We start from the raw sequence: 15,683 nt of genomic DNA, 5'->3' as shown, positions 1-15,683 counted from the left end.
CCTCCCCTTCCCCCTCGGCAGCCGTGCCGTCCCCCGGACGCGACCTTATCGACGCGACCTCGGGTTGCGGAAGGGCTCGCACCGATCCCCGCGGGGCGGGGGTCAGGTGAGGGGGCCGAAGGACCAGTGGCCGGGCGCGGGCGCGTTCTCGCTCAGGACGAAGTCCTCGAACGCCTGGCACACCACGTCGCGGGACAGGACGCCGTCGCCTCCCTGCGCCGCTCCCGGTACCACCGCCCGGACGACGGCTCGCTGATGAACGGCGGCGGCACCACGGGAGCGGTCGTGGTCAGGGGCGGGCGGCCCAGGCGTTCACGGCCAGCCGCCCGGTGTTCCCGAGGTCGATCCCGCCGTTCGGGGCGACGAGCTGGGCGGGCTCCCCGGGCGCCGGGGTGACCTCCAGGTAGTGGCCCTCGGTGGCGGTCACCGTGGAGTCGGTGACCGTGTTGCGCCACAGGACTCGCGCCGTCACCCGCTGGCCGGGGCGCAAGGTCACCGGTCGGGGTGGGACGTCGTAGGCGTCCGGCGCGCTGACCGGGGCTGATCCGTTGCCGACGGTGATGTCGAGCGGTTCCCGGTTCTCGTCCAGCACCCGGACCACCGGGTAGCCGTTCGCGGTGTAGTCGCGGGTACCGCAGTTGGTCAGGAGGATGCCGAGTGCGCGCAGGCCCGAGGCGCTGTCCACCTCGCCCGCCGTGATCGCGATCCCCGACTCCGGGCACGCGGCTGCCGTGCTGGTCGGCGGTGGTGGGGGAGGGGTCGGCGCGGGGCCGCCGCAGGCGGCGAGCAGCGCGGCGGCGCTGAGCAGTGGACCGAGGCGGCGGCTCGTCGCCACCGGGACCGGGTGTTCGCGGGGTGCGGCAGCCATCAGTCGGCGGCGGTGCCGTGGGCGCACGGCGTTTCCCGCCCAGCCGGACCCGGGAACCCCGAGCCCGCCACGCGCCGCGGGCTCGGGACCGGCGCCGGGTCGTCCTCGAAGCGGGTCATGTGCGCGATCGTAGTGGTGCCGCGCGGCGGCGACCGGTGCTGGGCGCGCACCGGCGGCTTCGTGCCCGTCCGTCCCGGGTCGGTGGTGTGGACGGCGGTTCGGCGGTCAGTTGTCGCAGGCGTTGCCCGTCGTTCCGGTTTCGAAGGTGAGGAAGTAGTGGGTGGGGGCGGACAACTGGGGCCACGTGCCGAAGTCGTCCGACGAGGGGTCGAAGTAGACCTTGAGCTTGGCGTCGGGGACGGCCGGGTGCTCGAAGCACATGCCCGCCCCGGAGACGTCCAGGCCGCCGCCCCGGCGGGTCGTCGGCTCCTCCGCCGCCAGGTGCCAGCCCCTGGCGGCCAGTTCCGCCCGGTAGTGGTCGCGGACCTCGGGTTCGGTGCCCTCGTGCAGGATCGGCCTGCCGATCTGGCCCCGGTCGTCCTCGTCCGCGCAGGACGGGACCGCGAACTCGGCACCCAGTTCGGCGGCTCGTGGAGCCAGGTCCAGGAGGGGGTCCGCGGACAGCCGGGCGGTGAGGGCCGCCTCCCGCTCGGTGCTGCAGGACTCGGGGTCGGAGCGGCCGAACACGGGGCCGCAGCCCTGGGCACCCGGCAGCACCAGGCCCACCACCACGGCGATCAGTGCTGCGCCACCGGAGCGCGTCGACCTCGTCACCGTTCCCCGATCGGTCGGCCGGGGCGGAGGTGCTCGTCGCGGCGGTGGCTGCCGGTTCCGCTCCTCGGCGCTGGGTCCACGACCGGGAAGCCTAGGGGATGGCTCGGGTCGGGGGAGTGGTTCGCACGACCACCTCGGGGGCTGAATTGAAATGAAAATCGTTTCCGTTAAGCTGTCGGCATGCGAACCGAGGTGCTGCTGGTGGCCGGTGTGGACGAGTGCGGTGTGGCCGAGGAGGTGTGGCAGGCGTGGCCCGGGTCGGTCCTGGTGCGCCACGACCTGCGCGGCCTGGCCGACGGCGCGGTCCGCCGCTGGGTCGACGCGGAGGTGGAGACCGTCGAGCTGGCCCACGGCTGCGTGTCGTGCACCCTGCGGCTGGACCTGGTCCCGCTGCTGGAGCGGATCGGCGGTCGGGCCGTGGTCGCCCTGGACCCGGCCCTGGACCTCGAACACGTCTGCCTCACCCTGGACGAGGCGGGCATCGCGGTGGCGGGCGTGGTCGCCGTGGTCGACGCGCGGACCTGGCTGGCGGATGCCACCGGCGACGAAACGATGGCCGAACGCGGCCTGGCCGCCGCGGACACCGACGAGCGCACGGTGGCCCAGGTCGTGGTCGGCCAGGCCGAGTTCGCCGACGCGGTAGTGGTGGACGGGACCGCCGACCCGGTGCTGGACGCGGTGCTCGACCGCCTCAACCCGCTCGCGCCGCGGCGGGCCCGGAGCGGGCTGGACGTCGCCGAGCTGCTGGCCGCCGTGCCCGCGGACGCGCGGCGCGGTCGGGTCGACGACGGGTTCGACCCCCTGGTGTGCGGTCAGCCGCCGCTGGGGTCCGCCCACGGGGTGTGCGTCGTGCGCGTCGCCGAGAGCAGGCCCTTCCACCCGATGCGGCTGCACCTCGCGTTCGACTGCCTGCTGGAGGACGTCGTGCGGGTCAAGGGGCGGGTGTGGGTGGTGAGCAGGCCGGAGGCGGCGCTGTGGGTGGAATCGGCGGGCGGTGGGCTGGTCGTGCACGACCTGGGGCCGTGGCCCGCGCCGGGAGACCGGGCGCAGGAGGTCTTCGCCATCACGACCACGGTGTCCGCCGCCGAGCGCGTCGCGGGTGCCCTGCGCGGCGCCCTCGCCACCGACGAGGAGTTGGCCCTCGCGGACGAACTGGAGTTCGTCGACCCGTTCGCCGAGTGGTGCGACGAAGCGGAGAGCTGCTAGCCGCGGTGGCCCCGGCTCTCAGGGGTGGGGCTCGGGCGGGCGGACGAGTCCGGCCACGGCGGCGGTCACCGCGGCCCTGTGCTCTGCGGGGGAGTCCTGGTCGGTCAGCGCCTTCAACGACCAGGAAGCGGTGTCCCAGCTGATCACCAGCGCGATCACCATGGCCATCAGCTCCACCGCCGGGATGTCGGCGCGGACCCGGCCCGCTTCCTGGGCGGCCTCCACGGCGGCGACGTTGCGCCGGTACTCCCGCACCTCGGCGTCGATGGCCTGCTGCCGCTCCAGTCCCGCCCACAGGTAGAGCCGCTTGATGTGCGGTCGCTGCCGCAGCCGGTCGAACAGGGCGCCCGCGTAGTCGGGCAGGTGGCCCGCATCGATGGAGACCGCCTGCGCCAGTTCGGCCATGCTGTCGGCCACGACCCGGTCGAACAGCTCCTCCTTGGTGCCGAAGTGCATGTAGATCGACCGCTTGTTGGCGGCGGCGGCCTCGGCGATGCGGTCGACGCGGGCGCCCGCCAGGCCGTGCGCGGCGAACTCCTCGACCGCCGCGCCCAGGAGTCGTCGCTTGGTCTCGGTGGCGTCGGGTGGCATGTGCCCACCGTACATAACCATCCAGGTATTTACACACGTGGAGAGGTCAGGTAGGAATGTATCTGGTTAGTTACCTACCGAGGAGAGCGCATGACCCGCACCTGGTTCATCACCGGCACGTCCTCCGGCTTCGGCCGCAGCCTCACCGAGCAACTGCTGGACCGAGGTGACCGCGTCGCCGCCACCGCCCGGCGCCCGCAGGTCCTCGACGACCTCGCGGCCCGCCACGGCAGGCGGCTCTGGCGGGCCGACCTCGACGTCACCGACACCACCGCGCTGCGCGGGGTCGTCGACCGCGCCTTCGCCGACCTCGGCCGGATCGACGTCGTCGTGTCCAACGCGGGCTACGGGCTGTTCGGCGCGGCCGAGGAACTCACCGACGAGCAGATCGACCACCAGCTCGCGACCAACCTCACCGCCTCCATCCAGCTCGCCCGCGCCGCCACCCCGCACCTGCGCCGCCAGGGCGGTGGGCGCTTCGTCCAGGTCGCCAGCGTCGGCGGCCAGATCGCCTTCCCCGCCATGAGCCTCTACCACGCCACCAAGTGGGGCATCGAGGGCTTCTGGGAGTCCGCCGCCGCCGAACTCGCCCCGTTCGGCATCGACGTGGTGATCGTCGAGCCGGGCATGGCGCGCACGAACTTCGCCGCAGGCGGCTCGGTCTTCGGCGCACCGCTGCCCGAGTACGCCGACGGGCCGTCGGGGCGGCTGCGCCGGGTGGCCTCCGGTGAACTGCCGCCCCTGCCCGCGCCCGGCGACCCCGTCAAGATCGCCGCGGCCATCATCGCCGCGGCCGACCGGCCCGAGGTGCCGCTGCGCCTCACGCTGGGCTCCGACGCCCACGCGCTGGCCACCGACGCGCTGCGCGACCGCCTGCGGGCCCTCGAAGCGGGCCGGGACCTGGCCCACTCCACCGACGCCGACGACGTCATCCCCGTGGGCGGCTGACCCCGCCCGGCATCGACCGGTCCACTGTGGTCAGCCCGCGCGCACCGGCGGTGCGCGGTCCGGTCACGTCGCGGCCTGTCCGAGTCGCGCCGCCGTGCCGGGGCGGGAGGTGGGCGACTCAGGTCCAGTGCGGCGGGCGGTCCACCGAGGGCGGGATCCGGGTGGCCGCGTCGCCGCGGGCGGCGTTGACCTGGGACTGGGTCAGGAAGACGCACCCGGTCAGGTCCGCTCCGCGCAGGTCGGCGTCACGCAGGTCGGCACCGATCAGGTCGCTGTTGCGCAGGTTTGCCCCGCGCAGGTCGGCGGCGATGAGCAGCGCGCCGCGCAGGTGCGCGCCGCGCAGGTCGGCGCCGCGCAGCTTCGCGCCCATCAGGTTCGCCCCGCGGTGGTTCTTGGTCGGACCCCTCACCTCGCCGCGCACCAGCTCGCTCGTGCGCGTCAGCAGCGCGTCGACCTCGCCGCGGACCGCGTCCACGTCCACCCGGGCGACCGCCTCGGCGCTGCCCCCGGTGAGCCGCCGCACCCTGTCCAGCGCCCGCCGCAGGTCCTCGTGCAGCGGGCGGGTGCACGGCAGCGAAACGGCCTCGGTCAGGTACCACAGCAGCTCGTGCAGGTGCCGCATCACGCCGAACACCTCGAACATGCCCTCGGCGGTGCCCGGCGCCTCCCGCCAGTCCACACCGCCGAAGGTGACCTGGGCGACCTGCTGCCCCGCGCCGAAGCAGTCGAACACCGTGCAGCCGCGGAAACCCTCCTGCGGCAGCCGGGTGTGCACACCGCAGCGGAAGTCGGCGAGCAGGTTCACGCACGGCTTGCCCGCGCGCTTGGTGATGGCGAAGTCCGTGGACTTCTGGAACGGCAGCGCCACGCAGCACAGCGCGAAGCACGAGCCGCAGTCGGCGCGCAGCCGGTTCGGGTCCTCGGGCGCGGTCACCGGCCCACCTCCAGCCGCCGAAGGGTTCCCGGGAGCACGCCCCGCACCGCCTCCTGCCGCTCCACCGGGTGGAAGTGGCCACCGGGCAGCTCGACCGCCCGGACCGCCGCGGTGGTGTGCTCCCGCCTGCCGTCGAGGTGGTCCGCGCGGGTGGCGGGCAGGACCACGCGGCGCGGGGCGGGTCCGTCCAGCGGCCCCGCCGTGGTGCCGCCGAGCTCGCGCAGCTCACCCACCAGCTCGTCGTCGGAGGGCCGGTGGGCGGCGCCCGAATCGTCGAGCCGCGGTGCCGTGCGGGCCTGCGCGAGCGGCTCGGCGCCGCCGACGGGCGGGCCGCAGGCCACGCGGGCGGCGGCCTCGGGGGCGGGGTGGGAGCACCGGGCCCGGGGGGCGGCGGTGCGGATCGGTCCGGCCATGCGGTGCTCGGGGGACGCCTCTCGCATCGGTGGGCCGCCGGGGCGGCACCGTCGACGACGGGCGCCACCGGGGCGGATGTCCGGCGCCGAGGGTAAACCCCGGCGTGCGGTCGGGTGACCGCACCCCGCGCTCGGTCGGGAGCGGGTCGAAGCAGGGGCGCCCGGCGTGGGTGACCCGGTGGTGGGTCAGCCGCGCGGCGGCTCCTGCCCCGGGAACTGGCCACTCGGTGGCTGCCAGCCGTGCCCCGGGGCGGGGTGGCCGGGATGCGGCTGACCCGGGTGGGGCTGCGCGGGGTACTGCGGCCCCGGGTACTGCTGACCCGGGTGGGGGCCGCCGGGGTACTGCTGCTGGCGCAGTTGGTGCTGGATGCGCGCCGTCGTCTGCTTCTTGAAGTGCGACACCAGCACCACGATCAGTGCGGCGATCCCGCCGAGCACCAGCAACAGCGCGAGCAAGATGACCACGAGCACATCCCCGAACGAGTTGGACCGTCAACGTCTGCGACCACGATAACGACACCGAACGACAGGACGGGCGGGAATGACCGGCCGCGGGCTCGGCCGCGGCGGGTGCCGCGCGGTCCCGCCGGGGGAGGTCGGCCGGAGCGAACTTCGCCCACGGGCGGGGCGGAGGGGATCGTGGAGTTCCCGCCCATGAGCGAGCCCGCAGGTCAGGGCCGGTCGACCCGCCGCAGGCGCAGCCCCGGTGCCCGGCCCACCGACGACGAGCTGCTCGCCGCCGCCCGCGCGGCCCGTCACGCCCTGCACCACGACCTCGACCCGAGGGCGGAGGGCGAACTGGCCGCGGGCTTCACCACCGCCGCCATCACCAACCCGGACCCGACCCTCCTGGACGCCGTCGACCGCTGACAGCGCCTGCTCGTCCGCAGCCGCGAAGGGACACCGCAGGTCGGTGTCCCTTCGCGGTCACCGGTGCGGGCGGCGCCCGAGCAACGGGCTGTCGGCGCGGTCGAGCCACTCGGACGGGCGCCGGACGAACACCCCGTCGAGGAACGGGACCGGCTTGCCCCTCCCGGTGAAGCCGCCGCTGGTGTCCTCGGTGCGGGAACCGGGCCCCTGGCCCACCCCGCCGCGGGTGGGGGACCGCGCCGGGGTGATCTTCACCGCCCGCTCTCGACGAACCGGGCGAGCTGGTCGGTGACGCTGCCCCACCCGTCGGCGAACCCCAGTTCGGCGTGGAGGGCCCTGGCGGCCGGGTCGCCGTGGCGCACGACGATCCGGTAGTCGGTGCCGTCCGCGTGGTCGGCGAACACGACCTCGGCGGTCATCGCGACCGGTTCGGGGTTCGCAGGCCGCCACCGGCTGTCCACGGTGTTGGTGAACACGAGCCGCTCGAACTCCTCCACCACCAGGAAGCACGCGTCGACGTGCGGGGCGAACGCGACACCGTCGTCGCTCATCCGCGTGACGAACCCGCCGCCGGGCCGGACCTCCAACCGGTCGACGCGGCACACGGTCGGGGCGGGGATCCACCACCGCGCCAGGTTGTCCGGGTCGGTCCACGCGTCCCACAAGACCTTGCGGGGCGCGCGGATGACCCGGTCGATGCCGAGGTCGAGTTCGGGGTTCACTCGGTGTTCTCCTTCTCGGGGTTGGTGGCGAACTGCTCCAGCCGGTCGGTGCGCTCGTCCCAGAGGCGCCGCTGTCGCGCCAACCAGTCCTCCACCACCGCGAACCGCTCCTGGTTGAGCCTGCAGGTGCGCACGCGGCCGGACTTCGCCGTGTGGATCAGGCCGTTCGACTCGAGCACCCGCAGGTGCTTCATGAACGAGGGCAGCGTCATCGTGGCCTCGCCTGCCAGGTCGCCGACGCTCGCGGGCCCGCGCCCGAGCCGGTGGATCACCGCCCGCCGGGTCGGGTCCGCGAGGGCGAGGAAGACCCCGTCGAGTTCAGCCAGACACTGTGCCATGAGGCTAAGTATCCATCGCCGTGAAACTTAGCGCAAGGGCACAGTGTTCCGAAGTCGACACCCCACCGGGCGTTGTGCTCGTGGTCGCCACGTGGAGCGCCGGATGGTGCAGCCGGGCGCCCCGGCACGCGAAAGCGCCGCTCCGACCACCGCGAGCGGTGGTCGGAGCGGCGCCTGCGGTCAGTTCCCCAGGACGAACCGCGCGAGGTTGACCGAGACCACCTCTTCGCGGCCGCCGTTCTGCTCAGCGGCGGCGGTCAGGACGTCGAGGTGGTGGTGGCCGGGGCCACGACCGGGGCGGAGTGGTTCGGGTCCATCGCGCCGAAGTCCACCCCGGAACCCGCCCTGACGGTGAGGACCGGGCGGGCGTTGATGCCCCCGGGGTGCAGGGAGTGGGCGGTCACCTCCGCGTCCGGCTTGCCGCTGTCACCGGAGAGCTTGGTCGGGAAGTACCACTCGGTGAAGTCCAGCGGCGCCTCGCCCAGGCTGCGGGCGAGCTGCTGGACGTCGGTGACCTCCTGGGCGGCAGTGGTGAACGGCTTGCCGTCGCGGGATTTGTGGACCGGGGCACCGGGTGCGTCGATCCGGTCGTAGTTGCGCCAGGTGTAGGTCGGCCGGTGCCCAGGGGGAACCCGGCATGGGTGGGGATGGCCTTGCGGTCCGGGCCGAGCAGGCCCTTGAGGTCGGCCAGGAACGGCTCGGGTCGTTGACCGCGGCCAGGCCCGCCAGGCCGGGGCGGATCTGTGAGTCCAGCGCGAACCACCCGGCGCACTGGTTGTACCCCGCGTCGTCGGTGGTGGCCGGGTTGCCGTCGAAGTCCCAGGTGGCGAGGTAGCCGGTGATGATGCCGCCGAGGGAGTGCCCGCCGCAGAACAGCCTCCGCTTGCGCACCGCCGGGTCGGGCAGTTCGACCGCCGGTCCAGCGCCCAGAACTCGACGTGCGCGCCCTGCCCGACCGCCTGGGTGATCGTGTTGCGGGCCACCCCGTCGAACGCGCCCGCGCCATCGAAGATGCCCGGCTGGGCGATGAGCACCCGGTCCGCCGCGGCCGAATCCGCCGGACCGGCCGCGCTGCGCCGGCGCAGGTACGACACCCAGTCGCAGGCCTCCGGGTGCGGACCGACCGCCGCGGGCAGAGGCACGCGGATCTTCACCACGCTCTCCACGACGCCCGGAGCCCGCCGCCTCGACAAAACCCGCACGAAACGCGTATTCCGGTGCCGGGGAGAGGGGGCGTCCGAAAAGCGCCGCGCGACGGCGCGGGTTGGCGCGTGGTGACAATGCCCCGGGATTTCGCTGTGCGGGACGCGCGGTTCCCAGATCCCGCCGGTTGGTGCGCGGAAATTGTTGTGTCGCTTGGGAAAACCTCTCTACGCTCTGGCGCTGCGATCATTTCGCCACGGGTATCGGAGAGGTTGGGACATGCGATTAGTGACCAGGATCGGGGCTGGGGTCGCCGCGGTGGCGGTCGCCGCCGGGGTGACCGTCGTGGTGCAGGGGCAGGCGTCGGCGGCGGAGACCGCCGTCTCCGCTGACCGGGCCTGCGGGTCGCCGGTCGTGGGGAGCGTGCACGCCGACCTGACGGGGGCGCTGTGGGACATGGTGTGGGTCTACCCGCGGACGGGGTGGCTGCCCGTGCGCGGTGGCATCGCGCTGCCGTCGGCGGGTCTGGCCGCGGCCGGGGCCGCCACCGTCGACGCCGCGGTGGACGTCGGTGTCACCATCACCAACGGGCCGACCGTGTCGCACGGCGTGGTGTCGCTGCTCGCGCGGAACCTGCCGGTGACCGCGGGGCAGGACATCACCGCCACCGACCTGCTCGCCTACACCCCGGACATGCCCGACACCCTGACCACCGCCAGTCCGCTGACCTTCGACGTGGCCGACATCGCGGTGCGCATCGACGCCAAGCGCGCCGACGGCAGCCCGCTGCCCCGGACGGAGGTGGACTGCACCGGCGGCACCGACCGCTGGGCGCAGTGGGACGGGCTCCAGGGCGGGTCGTCCGACACGTGGGTCGGCTCCGCGGTCACCGACGCCCAGGTCACCAGCGACAGCATCACCCTGACCTGGACCAAGTCCGGCTCCATCTGGGGCGACACCTCCGGCTACCAGGTCACCGTCGACGAGGGCGCCACCCCCGCGCTGGTCACCACCGGCCCGCAGTTGACCGGGACGCTCACCGGCCTCCAGCCCGACACCGACTACTGGGTGACCGTCCAGGCCCTCATCGGCACCTACCCGGGCACCAGCCGCGGCAAGCCGGTGCGCATCCGCACCGCACCCGCCCCCTCCGCCGACACCGAACTGCACTACACCGCGACCGGCACCGCCAAGGTCAAGAAGATCGGTGCAGGCGTCACCCTCTCCGGCACGGCCGACAGCGTGCTGACGGCGGGCACCGGGGCCCACACCACCACCCTCGCGCTCGACCCCACCACCGTGAAGGCCACGATCGCGGGCGTCATCCCGATCACCGCGAACGTCACCCTCACCCCCACCGGCCCGGTCACCGGCAGCCTCGCCGACGGTGCCCTCACCGCGTCCGCCGCGGTCGACATCGGCCTGTCGAAGGTCACCTTCGCGGGCTTCCCCCTCACCACCGGCACCACCTGCCACACCCACCGCCCCGCGGAGGTCAACCTGACCGCGGCGGCCTTCACCCCGGCCGCGGGCGGCACCCTCACCGGCACCTTCGCCATCCCCGAGCTGACCGGCTGCGGCTCCGCCACCCCGTTGCTCAGCGCCTTCGTGTCGGGTTCCGGCAACACCGCCAGCCTGACCCTGACCCCGCGCGCCTGACCCACCGGCGGCGTCGCCCGGCTCCGGGAGGCCGGGCGACGCCGCCGGAAACAACGGTTCCGGCAACCGGCCCATTTCGTCGGTTCCCAACCCCCCGGAATCGCGGGGAAAACGGCGGACATTCACCTCGCATTTCGATTCTGGTCCCGAAATGCGACCGGTTACGCTGGCGCCGCCGCCCGTTCCGGGGGGCTACTGGGGCTCTCGGAGGAACGCATGTCGCGCAAGCGCGTCGCGGTGTCGGCTGCCGTTGTGGCGGCCGGGTTGATCACCGGCCCGGTGGCGCAGGCCGCCCCCGCGGTGCTGTACGTCCACCCGGGCACCTCGTCCTGCTCGGACACCGGACCCGGGTCGCAGGCGGTGCCCTTCTGCACCCCGCAGCGGGCGGCCGACGTCGTCGAACCCGGGCAGCGGGTCGTCATCACCGCGGGCTCCACCCACACCGGGTCGGTTGTGCTGAGCAGGTCGGGCACGGCGGAGGCGCCCATCGTCTTCGAGGGCAGCGCCACGATCAACGGCGGCGACCGCGCCGCGTTCACCGTGCGCGGCGCCCAGCACGTCCGGGTCACCCAGCTCAAGTTGCGCAGCCTGGCGAACGGCGTCGTCGTCGAGGACGCCGCCCACGTGGTCGTCGACCGCACCCAGCCCGAGGGCGTCCGCGTCGTGGGCTCCACCGACGTCTCGATCACCCGGGCCTGGATGACCGAGAACATCCACAACGGCATCGCGATCGAGGGCGGGTCCGACAACGTCGTCGCGGGCAACGTCCTGCACGCCCTCGTGAGCGAGGGTGTCCGCGTCGCCGGGTCGCCGCGGACCGCCGTCATCGGGAACACGGTGTCGCAGGCGTGCCGGGCCGGTGCCCTCGTGACCGGCGACGCGACCGGATCGACCCTGGCCAACAACGTCGTCTGGTGGACCACCGATTCCTCGGCCTCCACGCGCTGCCCGTCCGGGCCGACCCGCGAGGTCGAGGTGGACCAGGCCGCGGCGGCCGGGCTGTCGGTCCACCACAACATCGTCGCCACCCCGAATCCCCGTGCGGTACCGCTGTACCGCTGGGCGGGGCAGGACTACGTGACGGCCGGTGCGCTGCTTGCCGCCACGGGCCAGGGCGCACACGACCTGAACGTCGACCCGAAGATCCCGGTCGCCTGGAACTCGTCCTTCGTGCCCGCGGAGGGGTCACCCGCCATCGACTCCGCGGATTCCTCGGCCCCCGGCGTGCTCACCGTCGACGCGCTGCGCAACGGCAAGCGCACCGACGACCTGCTGGTCGCCGACACCGGGACCGGTCCGCGCACCCACGACGACCGCGGCGCCGTCGAGCGTCAGGACCAGTGGGTCTCCGGGAGCACGCAGGTCTCGGCCACCCGGGCCCCGGTCGGCGGGACGGTTGTCGTCACCAGCACCAGGAAGTCCGCCTGGTCCGCACCGGTGAGCTGCGTCGTCGACCTGGGCGACGGCACGGTGGCCACCGACTGCACCCCGGGGCACATCTACTCCGCGGTCGGCGAGTACCGCATCACCGTGACCACCACCGCGTCGAGCGGGTTGACGAGCACGTTCACCTCGACCATCACCATTGTCCCGGTCACCCCCTTCGCGCCCGCCGTCCGCACCGTCGCCCACGGTGGCGCGGGGGTCATGGTCGAGTCCTCGGCGGGTTCCTGGAACGTCGCCCAGGTCGTCTACGACTTCGGCGACGGCCAAGCCGAGACCCGGGTCATCGGCAACACCCACCTGCACCGCTACCGCACCGCGGGCAGGTACACGATCACCGCGTCCATCACCGACGCGAGCGGGGCGACGGGCACGGTGCAGACCGTGTTCACCACAGCGGGTTCGGAGTACACCCCGCTGCAACCCGCCCGCGTCCTGGACACCCGCGACACCGTCAAGCCGGCTCCCTTCGCCACCACCCGGTTGAAGGTCGGCGGCAGGGCGGGCGTCCCGGTGGGAGCGACCGCGGTGGTGCTCAACCTGACCGTCACCAACCCCACCCTGGGCGGGTACCTGACCGCCCACGCCGACGGCACCGCACGGCCCCCCGTGTCCAACGTGAACTTCGAGGCGGGCCAGACCGTGCCGAACCTGGCTGTCGTCCCGGTCTCCGAGGACGGCCACGTCGCGCTCTACAACGGCAGCGGCGGCACGACCGACGTGGTCGCCGACGTGAACGGCTACTTCACCCGCGCGGCGGGCACCGGGTTCGCGGTCGTGAACCCGGCCGCCATGCCGCGCGTGTTCGACTCGCGCGAAGCGGGCAGCGGCGGTGCGATCACCGCGGGCACCGCGCGCGAGGTGGCGGTCGTGGGGGCCGGTGGTGACATCCCGGCGGGGGCCGTGGCGGTGGCGCTCAACGTGACGGTCGCAGACCCGAGGGCGGGCGGCTTCCTCACGGCGTGGCCAACGGGCACCCCCCGCCCGGCCGCGTCGAACCTGAACTTCGCGCCGGGCCAGACCGTGTCGAACGCGGTCATCGCGCCGGTGGGCGCGGACGGGAAGGTCTCCCTGTTCGCCAACGCCACCACCGACGTCGTGGTCGACGTCACCGGCTACTTCACCGCAGGCGCGGGCCGCTACGTGCCGTGGACCCCGACCCGCCGGGTCGACACCCGCACCGGCCTGGGCCAAGACGGGACCCCGCAGGCGATCCCGGCCCGCGGCGACCGCACCTTCGCCACCGTGGAGTACTCCGGGCCCATCCTCCCGTTCGCCGTCGTGGCGAACTCGACGGTCACCAACCCGCAGACGGGCGGCTACCTGACGGTCCACCCGGCGACCCAACCCCGCCCGCTGTCCTCGACGGTCAACTTCGGCCCCGGTCGGACGGTGCCGAACCTGACCGTCGTCGGCGGTTACCGGCAGACGTTCCACAACGGCAGCGACGGCTCACTCGACCTGGTCGTCGACGTGTTCGGCTACTTCACCGACTGACCCGCGGCACGGCACCCCGGAGGACGCGGGTCCAGGGGCGGTCCTGCGGGGACCCGCACGCGGTCCTCACCGGCCCACCCCCGCCGGGGTGGTGACGAACACAGCCGAGTCGTAATAGGTCCGCAGGCGGGCGATCCGCTCACCGTCGAGGTCGAGGACGGTGACGCCGCGGTACTCCACCGGCCGCCCGTCCGGCATCGTCGCCTTGCTCGTCCACTCCAGGGCGCACTGGCCGGAGCCCTCGACGGCGTTGACGAACGTGGTCGACAGGTCCTGGAACTGGTCCCGGTACTCCCGCCAGAAGGCCTCCACGTCGGTGCGGTCACCGCGGGAGTCGAGCCGGGTGGCGGTCGCGCCGTCGGCGAACAGCTCGACCAGGTCCGCCGGTTCGGAGTTCTGCTCGAATCGGCGCAGCGCCGCGACGAACGACCGGACCAGGGGGGTGTCGATGTGGTTGTCCTCGAACTGGTTGTCCTCCATGGACGTGGGCTACCCGCACGAGGGCGGCTCACGCATGATTCTGCGGCGCGTAGTCGTCCGTGACGAGCTTGTGGTGGGGGTCATCGCCCTTGGTCACGTACAGCTTGCTGCCCTCCAGGCGGAACACCGAACCGCCCTCGGTCATCTCGCGCAGCTCGGCGCGCGGGTAGCCGGATCCGCTGGTCGTGACCCCGTTGACGGCCGCGCGGAACCGGACACCGCGGCAGTCGGCGGTGCTGGTGAACCAGGGGTCCGCGGAGTAGGTCGCCAGTTCGGGCTGGTAGACGTTCTGCGGCTCTCGGCGGCGCCGATCGGCAGTCCGGGGTACCAGTCGCGCAGGTCGAGCACGTCAGCGGGGTGCGTGCACCCGCCCCGCCGCCTGCACCCAGCACGGCGGTCCCGGTGGTGCTGGTCCACTCGTTCACCGGGTTGCCGTGCCCCACCACCCGCACGTACCGCGCCGACCCATGGTGGGCTCGGCTGCGCCGGTGACCTGACGCTGGAAAGGGCACGCAGGAGGCGATCGCGCTGCGCCGGTGGGGGTCGGGGCTGCCGGTTGCCGTGCCGGTGTGGAACGGGTTTCGGCCTGCCCCGTGCCTCACCGGGAGGAGGCGGACACCAGTTCCATCTCGGGGGTGTTCGGCACCCGGGTGACGACGGGGGCCGGTGCGGCCCCGCGCGGCCGGGCGGGTTCGGAGTGGCCGAAGAAGTTGTTGGGCAGGGACAGGCGGATGACCTTCTTCCAGGCGGAGGCGACCTGGCGGGGGAGGCTGCCGGTGGTGTAGCTGAGCCCGTAGCGCTGGAACAGGTCCCGCACCTTCGGGGCGATCTCCTGGTACCGGTTGCTGGGCAGGTCCGGGAACAGGTGGTGCTCGATCTGGTAGGACAGGTTGCCGGTCATGATGTGCATGAGCCTGCTGCCGCTGATGTTGGCCGAGCCGAGCATCTGCCGCAGGTACCACTCGCCGCGGGTCTCGCCCTCGATGCTGGTGCGCTCGAAGGTCTCCACGCCCTCGGGGAAGTGGCCGCACATGATCACCGAGTGCGACCACAGGTTGCGGATGAAGTTCGCGGTGAGGTTGGCCGTGATCGTCGTGGCGGCCGACGGGCCCGACAGCAGCGGGTGCACGACGTAGTCCTTGGTGACCTGCTGCCGGATCTTGCGCAGGGTCTGCTTCACGCGGGCGCGGAACTCCGGGGCGCTGCGCCGGGACTTCGCCAGGTTCTTGCCCAGCTCCAGGTCGTAGGCGGCGATCCCGTACTGGAAGATGCAGGCGTTGACGAAGTTCCACAGCGGCTGCCCCAGGTGGAACGGGTGCCACCGCTGGCCCTCGTCGACGCGCATGATGCCGTAGCCGAGGTCGTTGTCCTTGCCCAGGACGTTGGTGTAGGTGTGGTGTAGCTGGTTGTGCGAGTGCTTCCACTGCTCCGCGGGGGTGGCGTGGTCCCACTCCCAGGTGGTGGAGTGGATCTTCGGGTCGCGCATCCAGTCCCACTGCCCGTGCAGGACGTTGTGGCCGATCTCCATGTTCTCAAGGATCTTCGCCACCGTCAGCGCGGCGGTGCCGAGGAACCAGGCGGGCGGGAACAGGGAGCCGAGCAGGACGGTGCGCCCACCCATCTCCAGCACCCGCTGGGTGGTGATCACCCGGCGGATGTAGGCGGCGTCGTCGGCGCCGCGGCTGGTGATCACCTGCTCGCGGATCGCGTCGAGTTCGACGCCGATGCGCTCGATGTCCTCGGCGGACAGGTGGGCGATCGGGTTGTTCGCCTGCTTCTGGATCGTGGTCATGCTGG

18 protein-coding genes and 1 pseudogene are annotated in these 15,683 nt (G+C 73.2%); 5 read left to right on the top strand and 14 right to left on the bottom strand.

Features of this window, described 5'->3' with window-relative positions; genetic code table 11:
• Positions 1-102: 102 nt before the first annotated feature.
• From L6E12_RS34735 to L6E12_RS12025, 3 genes are all read right to left on the bottom strand, one after another.
• A complete protein-coding gene (locus L6E12_RS34735) occupies positions 103-234 on the bottom strand; it encodes a hypothetical protein (RefSeq protein WP_255683137.1) in 132 nt (43 codons plus the stop codon).
• Between the two features lie 55 nt (positions 235-289).
• A complete protein-coding gene (locus L6E12_RS12030) occupies positions 290-868 on the bottom strand; it encodes a DUF4232 domain-containing protein (RefSeq protein WP_236227975.1) in 579 nt (192 codons plus the stop codon).
• 225 nt (positions 869-1,093) lie between these two features.
• Complete coding sequence (locus L6E12_RS12025) at positions 1,094-1,642, bottom strand: hypothetical protein (protein ID WP_236227974.1); 549 nt, start codon at positions 1,640-1,642, stop codon at positions 1,094-1,096.
• 180 nt (positions 1,643-1,822) lie between these two features.
• Here L6E12_RS12025 and L6E12_RS12020 point away from each other — a divergent pair, with 180 nt between their 5' ends.
• Complete coding sequence (locus L6E12_RS12020) at positions 1,823-2,848, top strand: GTP-binding protein (RefSeq protein ID WP_236227973.1); 1,026 nt, start codon at positions 1,823-1,825, stop codon at positions 2,846-2,848.
• An 18-nt stretch (positions 2,849-2,866) separates the two neighbouring features.
• Here L6E12_RS12020 and L6E12_RS12015 read toward each other — a convergent pair whose 3' ends face one another.
• Positions 2,867-3,439, bottom strand: a complete 573-nt coding sequence (locus L6E12_RS12015) for a TetR/AcrR family transcriptional regulator (RefSeq protein WP_236227972.1) — start codon at positions 3,437-3,439, stop codon at positions 2,867-2,869.
• 90 nt (positions 3,440-3,529) lie between these two features.
• Between L6E12_RS12015 and L6E12_RS12010 the strand changes: the two genes are divergently transcribed.
• A complete protein-coding gene (locus L6E12_RS12010; RefSeq protein WP_236227971.1) occupies positions 3,530-4,387 on the top strand; it encodes an SDR family oxidoreductase in 858 nt (285 codons plus the stop codon).
• Between the two features lie 118 nt (positions 4,388-4,505).
• Here the strand turns inward: L6E12_RS12010 and L6E12_RS12005 are convergent, their stop codons facing one another.
• From L6E12_RS12005 to L6E12_RS11995, 3 genes are all read right to left on the bottom strand, one after another.
• Positions 4,506-5,321, bottom strand: a complete 816-nt coding sequence (locus L6E12_RS12005) for a pentapeptide repeat-containing protein (protein WP_236227970.1) — start codon at positions 5,319-5,321, stop codon at positions 4,506-4,508.
• On the bottom strand, positions 5,318-5,734 hold the full coding sequence (locus L6E12_RS12000) for a hypothetical protein (RefSeq protein WP_236227969.1): 417 nt from the start codon (positions 5,732-5,734) through the stop codon (positions 5,318-5,320). Before L6E12_RS12000 ends, L6E12_RS12005 begins: the two co-directional genes overlap by 4 nt.
• 186 nt (positions 5,735-5,920) lie before the next feature.
• On the bottom strand, positions 5,921-6,199 hold the full coding sequence (locus L6E12_RS11995) for a hypothetical protein (RefSeq protein ID WP_236227968.1): 279 nt from the start codon (positions 6,197-6,199) through the stop codon (positions 5,921-5,923).
• Positions 6,200-6,388: 189 nt separating this feature from the next.
• On the opposite strand from L6E12_RS11995, the gene L6E12_RS11990 reads away from it, so the two are divergent.
• Positions 6,389-6,604 (top strand): hypothetical protein, encoded by a 216-nt coding sequence (locus L6E12_RS11990; protein ID WP_236227967.1) that lies wholly within the window; start codon positions 6,389-6,391, stop codon positions 6,602-6,604.
• A gap of 57 nt (positions 6,605-6,661) precedes the next feature.
• Here L6E12_RS11990 and L6E12_RS11985 read toward each other — a convergent pair whose 3' ends face one another.
• The 4 genes from L6E12_RS11985 to L6E12_RS11970 form a co-directional block, all read right to left on the bottom strand.
• Positions 6,662-6,859 carry a hypothetical protein gene (locus tag L6E12_RS11985; protein ID WP_236227966.1) on the bottom strand — a complete coding sequence of 66 codons (198 nt, stop codon included), beginning with the start codon at positions 6,857-6,859 and terminating at the stop codon, positions 6,662-6,664.
• The gene (locus L6E12_RS11980; protein WP_236227965.1) at positions 6,856-7,326 is read right to left on the bottom strand and encodes an SRPBCC domain-containing protein; all 471 of its coding nucleotides are present in this window, start codon (positions 7,324-7,326) and stop codon (positions 6,856-6,858) included. The genes L6E12_RS11985 and L6E12_RS11980 overlap by 4 nt, the downstream gene beginning before the upstream one ends.
• A complete protein-coding gene (locus L6E12_RS11975; RefSeq protein ID WP_236227964.1) occupies positions 7,323-7,664 on the bottom strand; it encodes a helix-turn-helix transcriptional regulator in 342 nt (113 codons plus the stop codon). Before L6E12_RS11975 ends, L6E12_RS11980 begins: the two co-directional genes overlap by 4 nt.
• 257 nt (positions 7,665-7,921) lie before the next feature.
• Positions 7,922-8,818, bottom strand: coding sequence for a hypothetical protein (locus L6E12_RS11970; RefSeq protein WP_236227963.1), 897 nt, complete (start codon positions 8,816-8,818; stop codon positions 7,922-7,924).
• 268 nt (positions 8,819-9,086) lie between these two features.
• On the opposite strand from L6E12_RS11970, the gene L6E12_RS11965 reads away from it, so the two are divergent.
• Together L6E12_RS11965 and L6E12_RS11960 are read left to right on the top strand one after the other, a co-directional pair.
• Positions 9,087-10,466: a fibronectin type III domain-containing protein gene (locus L6E12_RS11965; protein WP_236227962.1), complete on the top strand. Its 1,380-nt coding sequence runs from the start codon at positions 9,087-9,089 to the stop codon at positions 10,464-10,466.
• Between the two features lie 216 nt (positions 10,467-10,682).
• Entirely contained in the window at positions 10,683-13,406 is a 2,724-nt protein-coding gene (locus tag L6E12_RS11960) for a PKD domain-containing protein (RefSeq protein ID WP_236227961.1), read from the top strand.
• Positions 13,407-13,472: 66 nt separating this feature from the next.
• Here L6E12_RS11960 and L6E12_RS11955 read toward each other — a convergent pair whose 3' ends face one another.
• From L6E12_RS11955 to L6E12_RS11945, 3 genes and pseudogenes are all read right to left on the bottom strand, one after another.
• Positions 13,473-13,886 (bottom strand): nuclear transport factor 2 family protein, encoded by a 414-nt coding sequence (locus L6E12_RS11955; protein ID WP_236227960.1) that lies wholly within the window; start codon positions 13,884-13,886, stop codon positions 13,473-13,475.
• Between the two features lie 190 nt (positions 13,887-14,076).
• Positions 14,077-14,157: pseudogene (locus L6E12_RS11950) on the bottom strand (polysaccharide lyase family 7 protein); the annotation flags it as partial.
• Positions 14,158-14,484: 327 nt separating this feature from the next.
• Positions 14,485-15,678 carry an acyl-CoA desaturase gene (locus L6E12_RS11945; protein WP_236227959.1) on the bottom strand — a complete coding sequence of 398 codons (1,194 nt, stop codon included), beginning with the start codon at positions 15,676-15,678 and terminating at the stop codon, positions 14,485-14,487.
• Between the last annotated feature and the right edge of the window lie 5 nt (positions 15,679-15,683).

The sequence above is a fragment of the Actinokineospora sp. PR83 genome (assembly GCF_021056305.1).
Taxonomy (GTDB): domain Bacteria; phylum Actinomycetota; class Actinomycetes; order Mycobacteriales; family Pseudonocardiaceae; genus Actinokineospora; species Actinokineospora spheciospongiae.
Note: the sequence above shows the minus strand (reverse complement) of the source record. Positions and strands in the feature narration are given on the sequence as shown.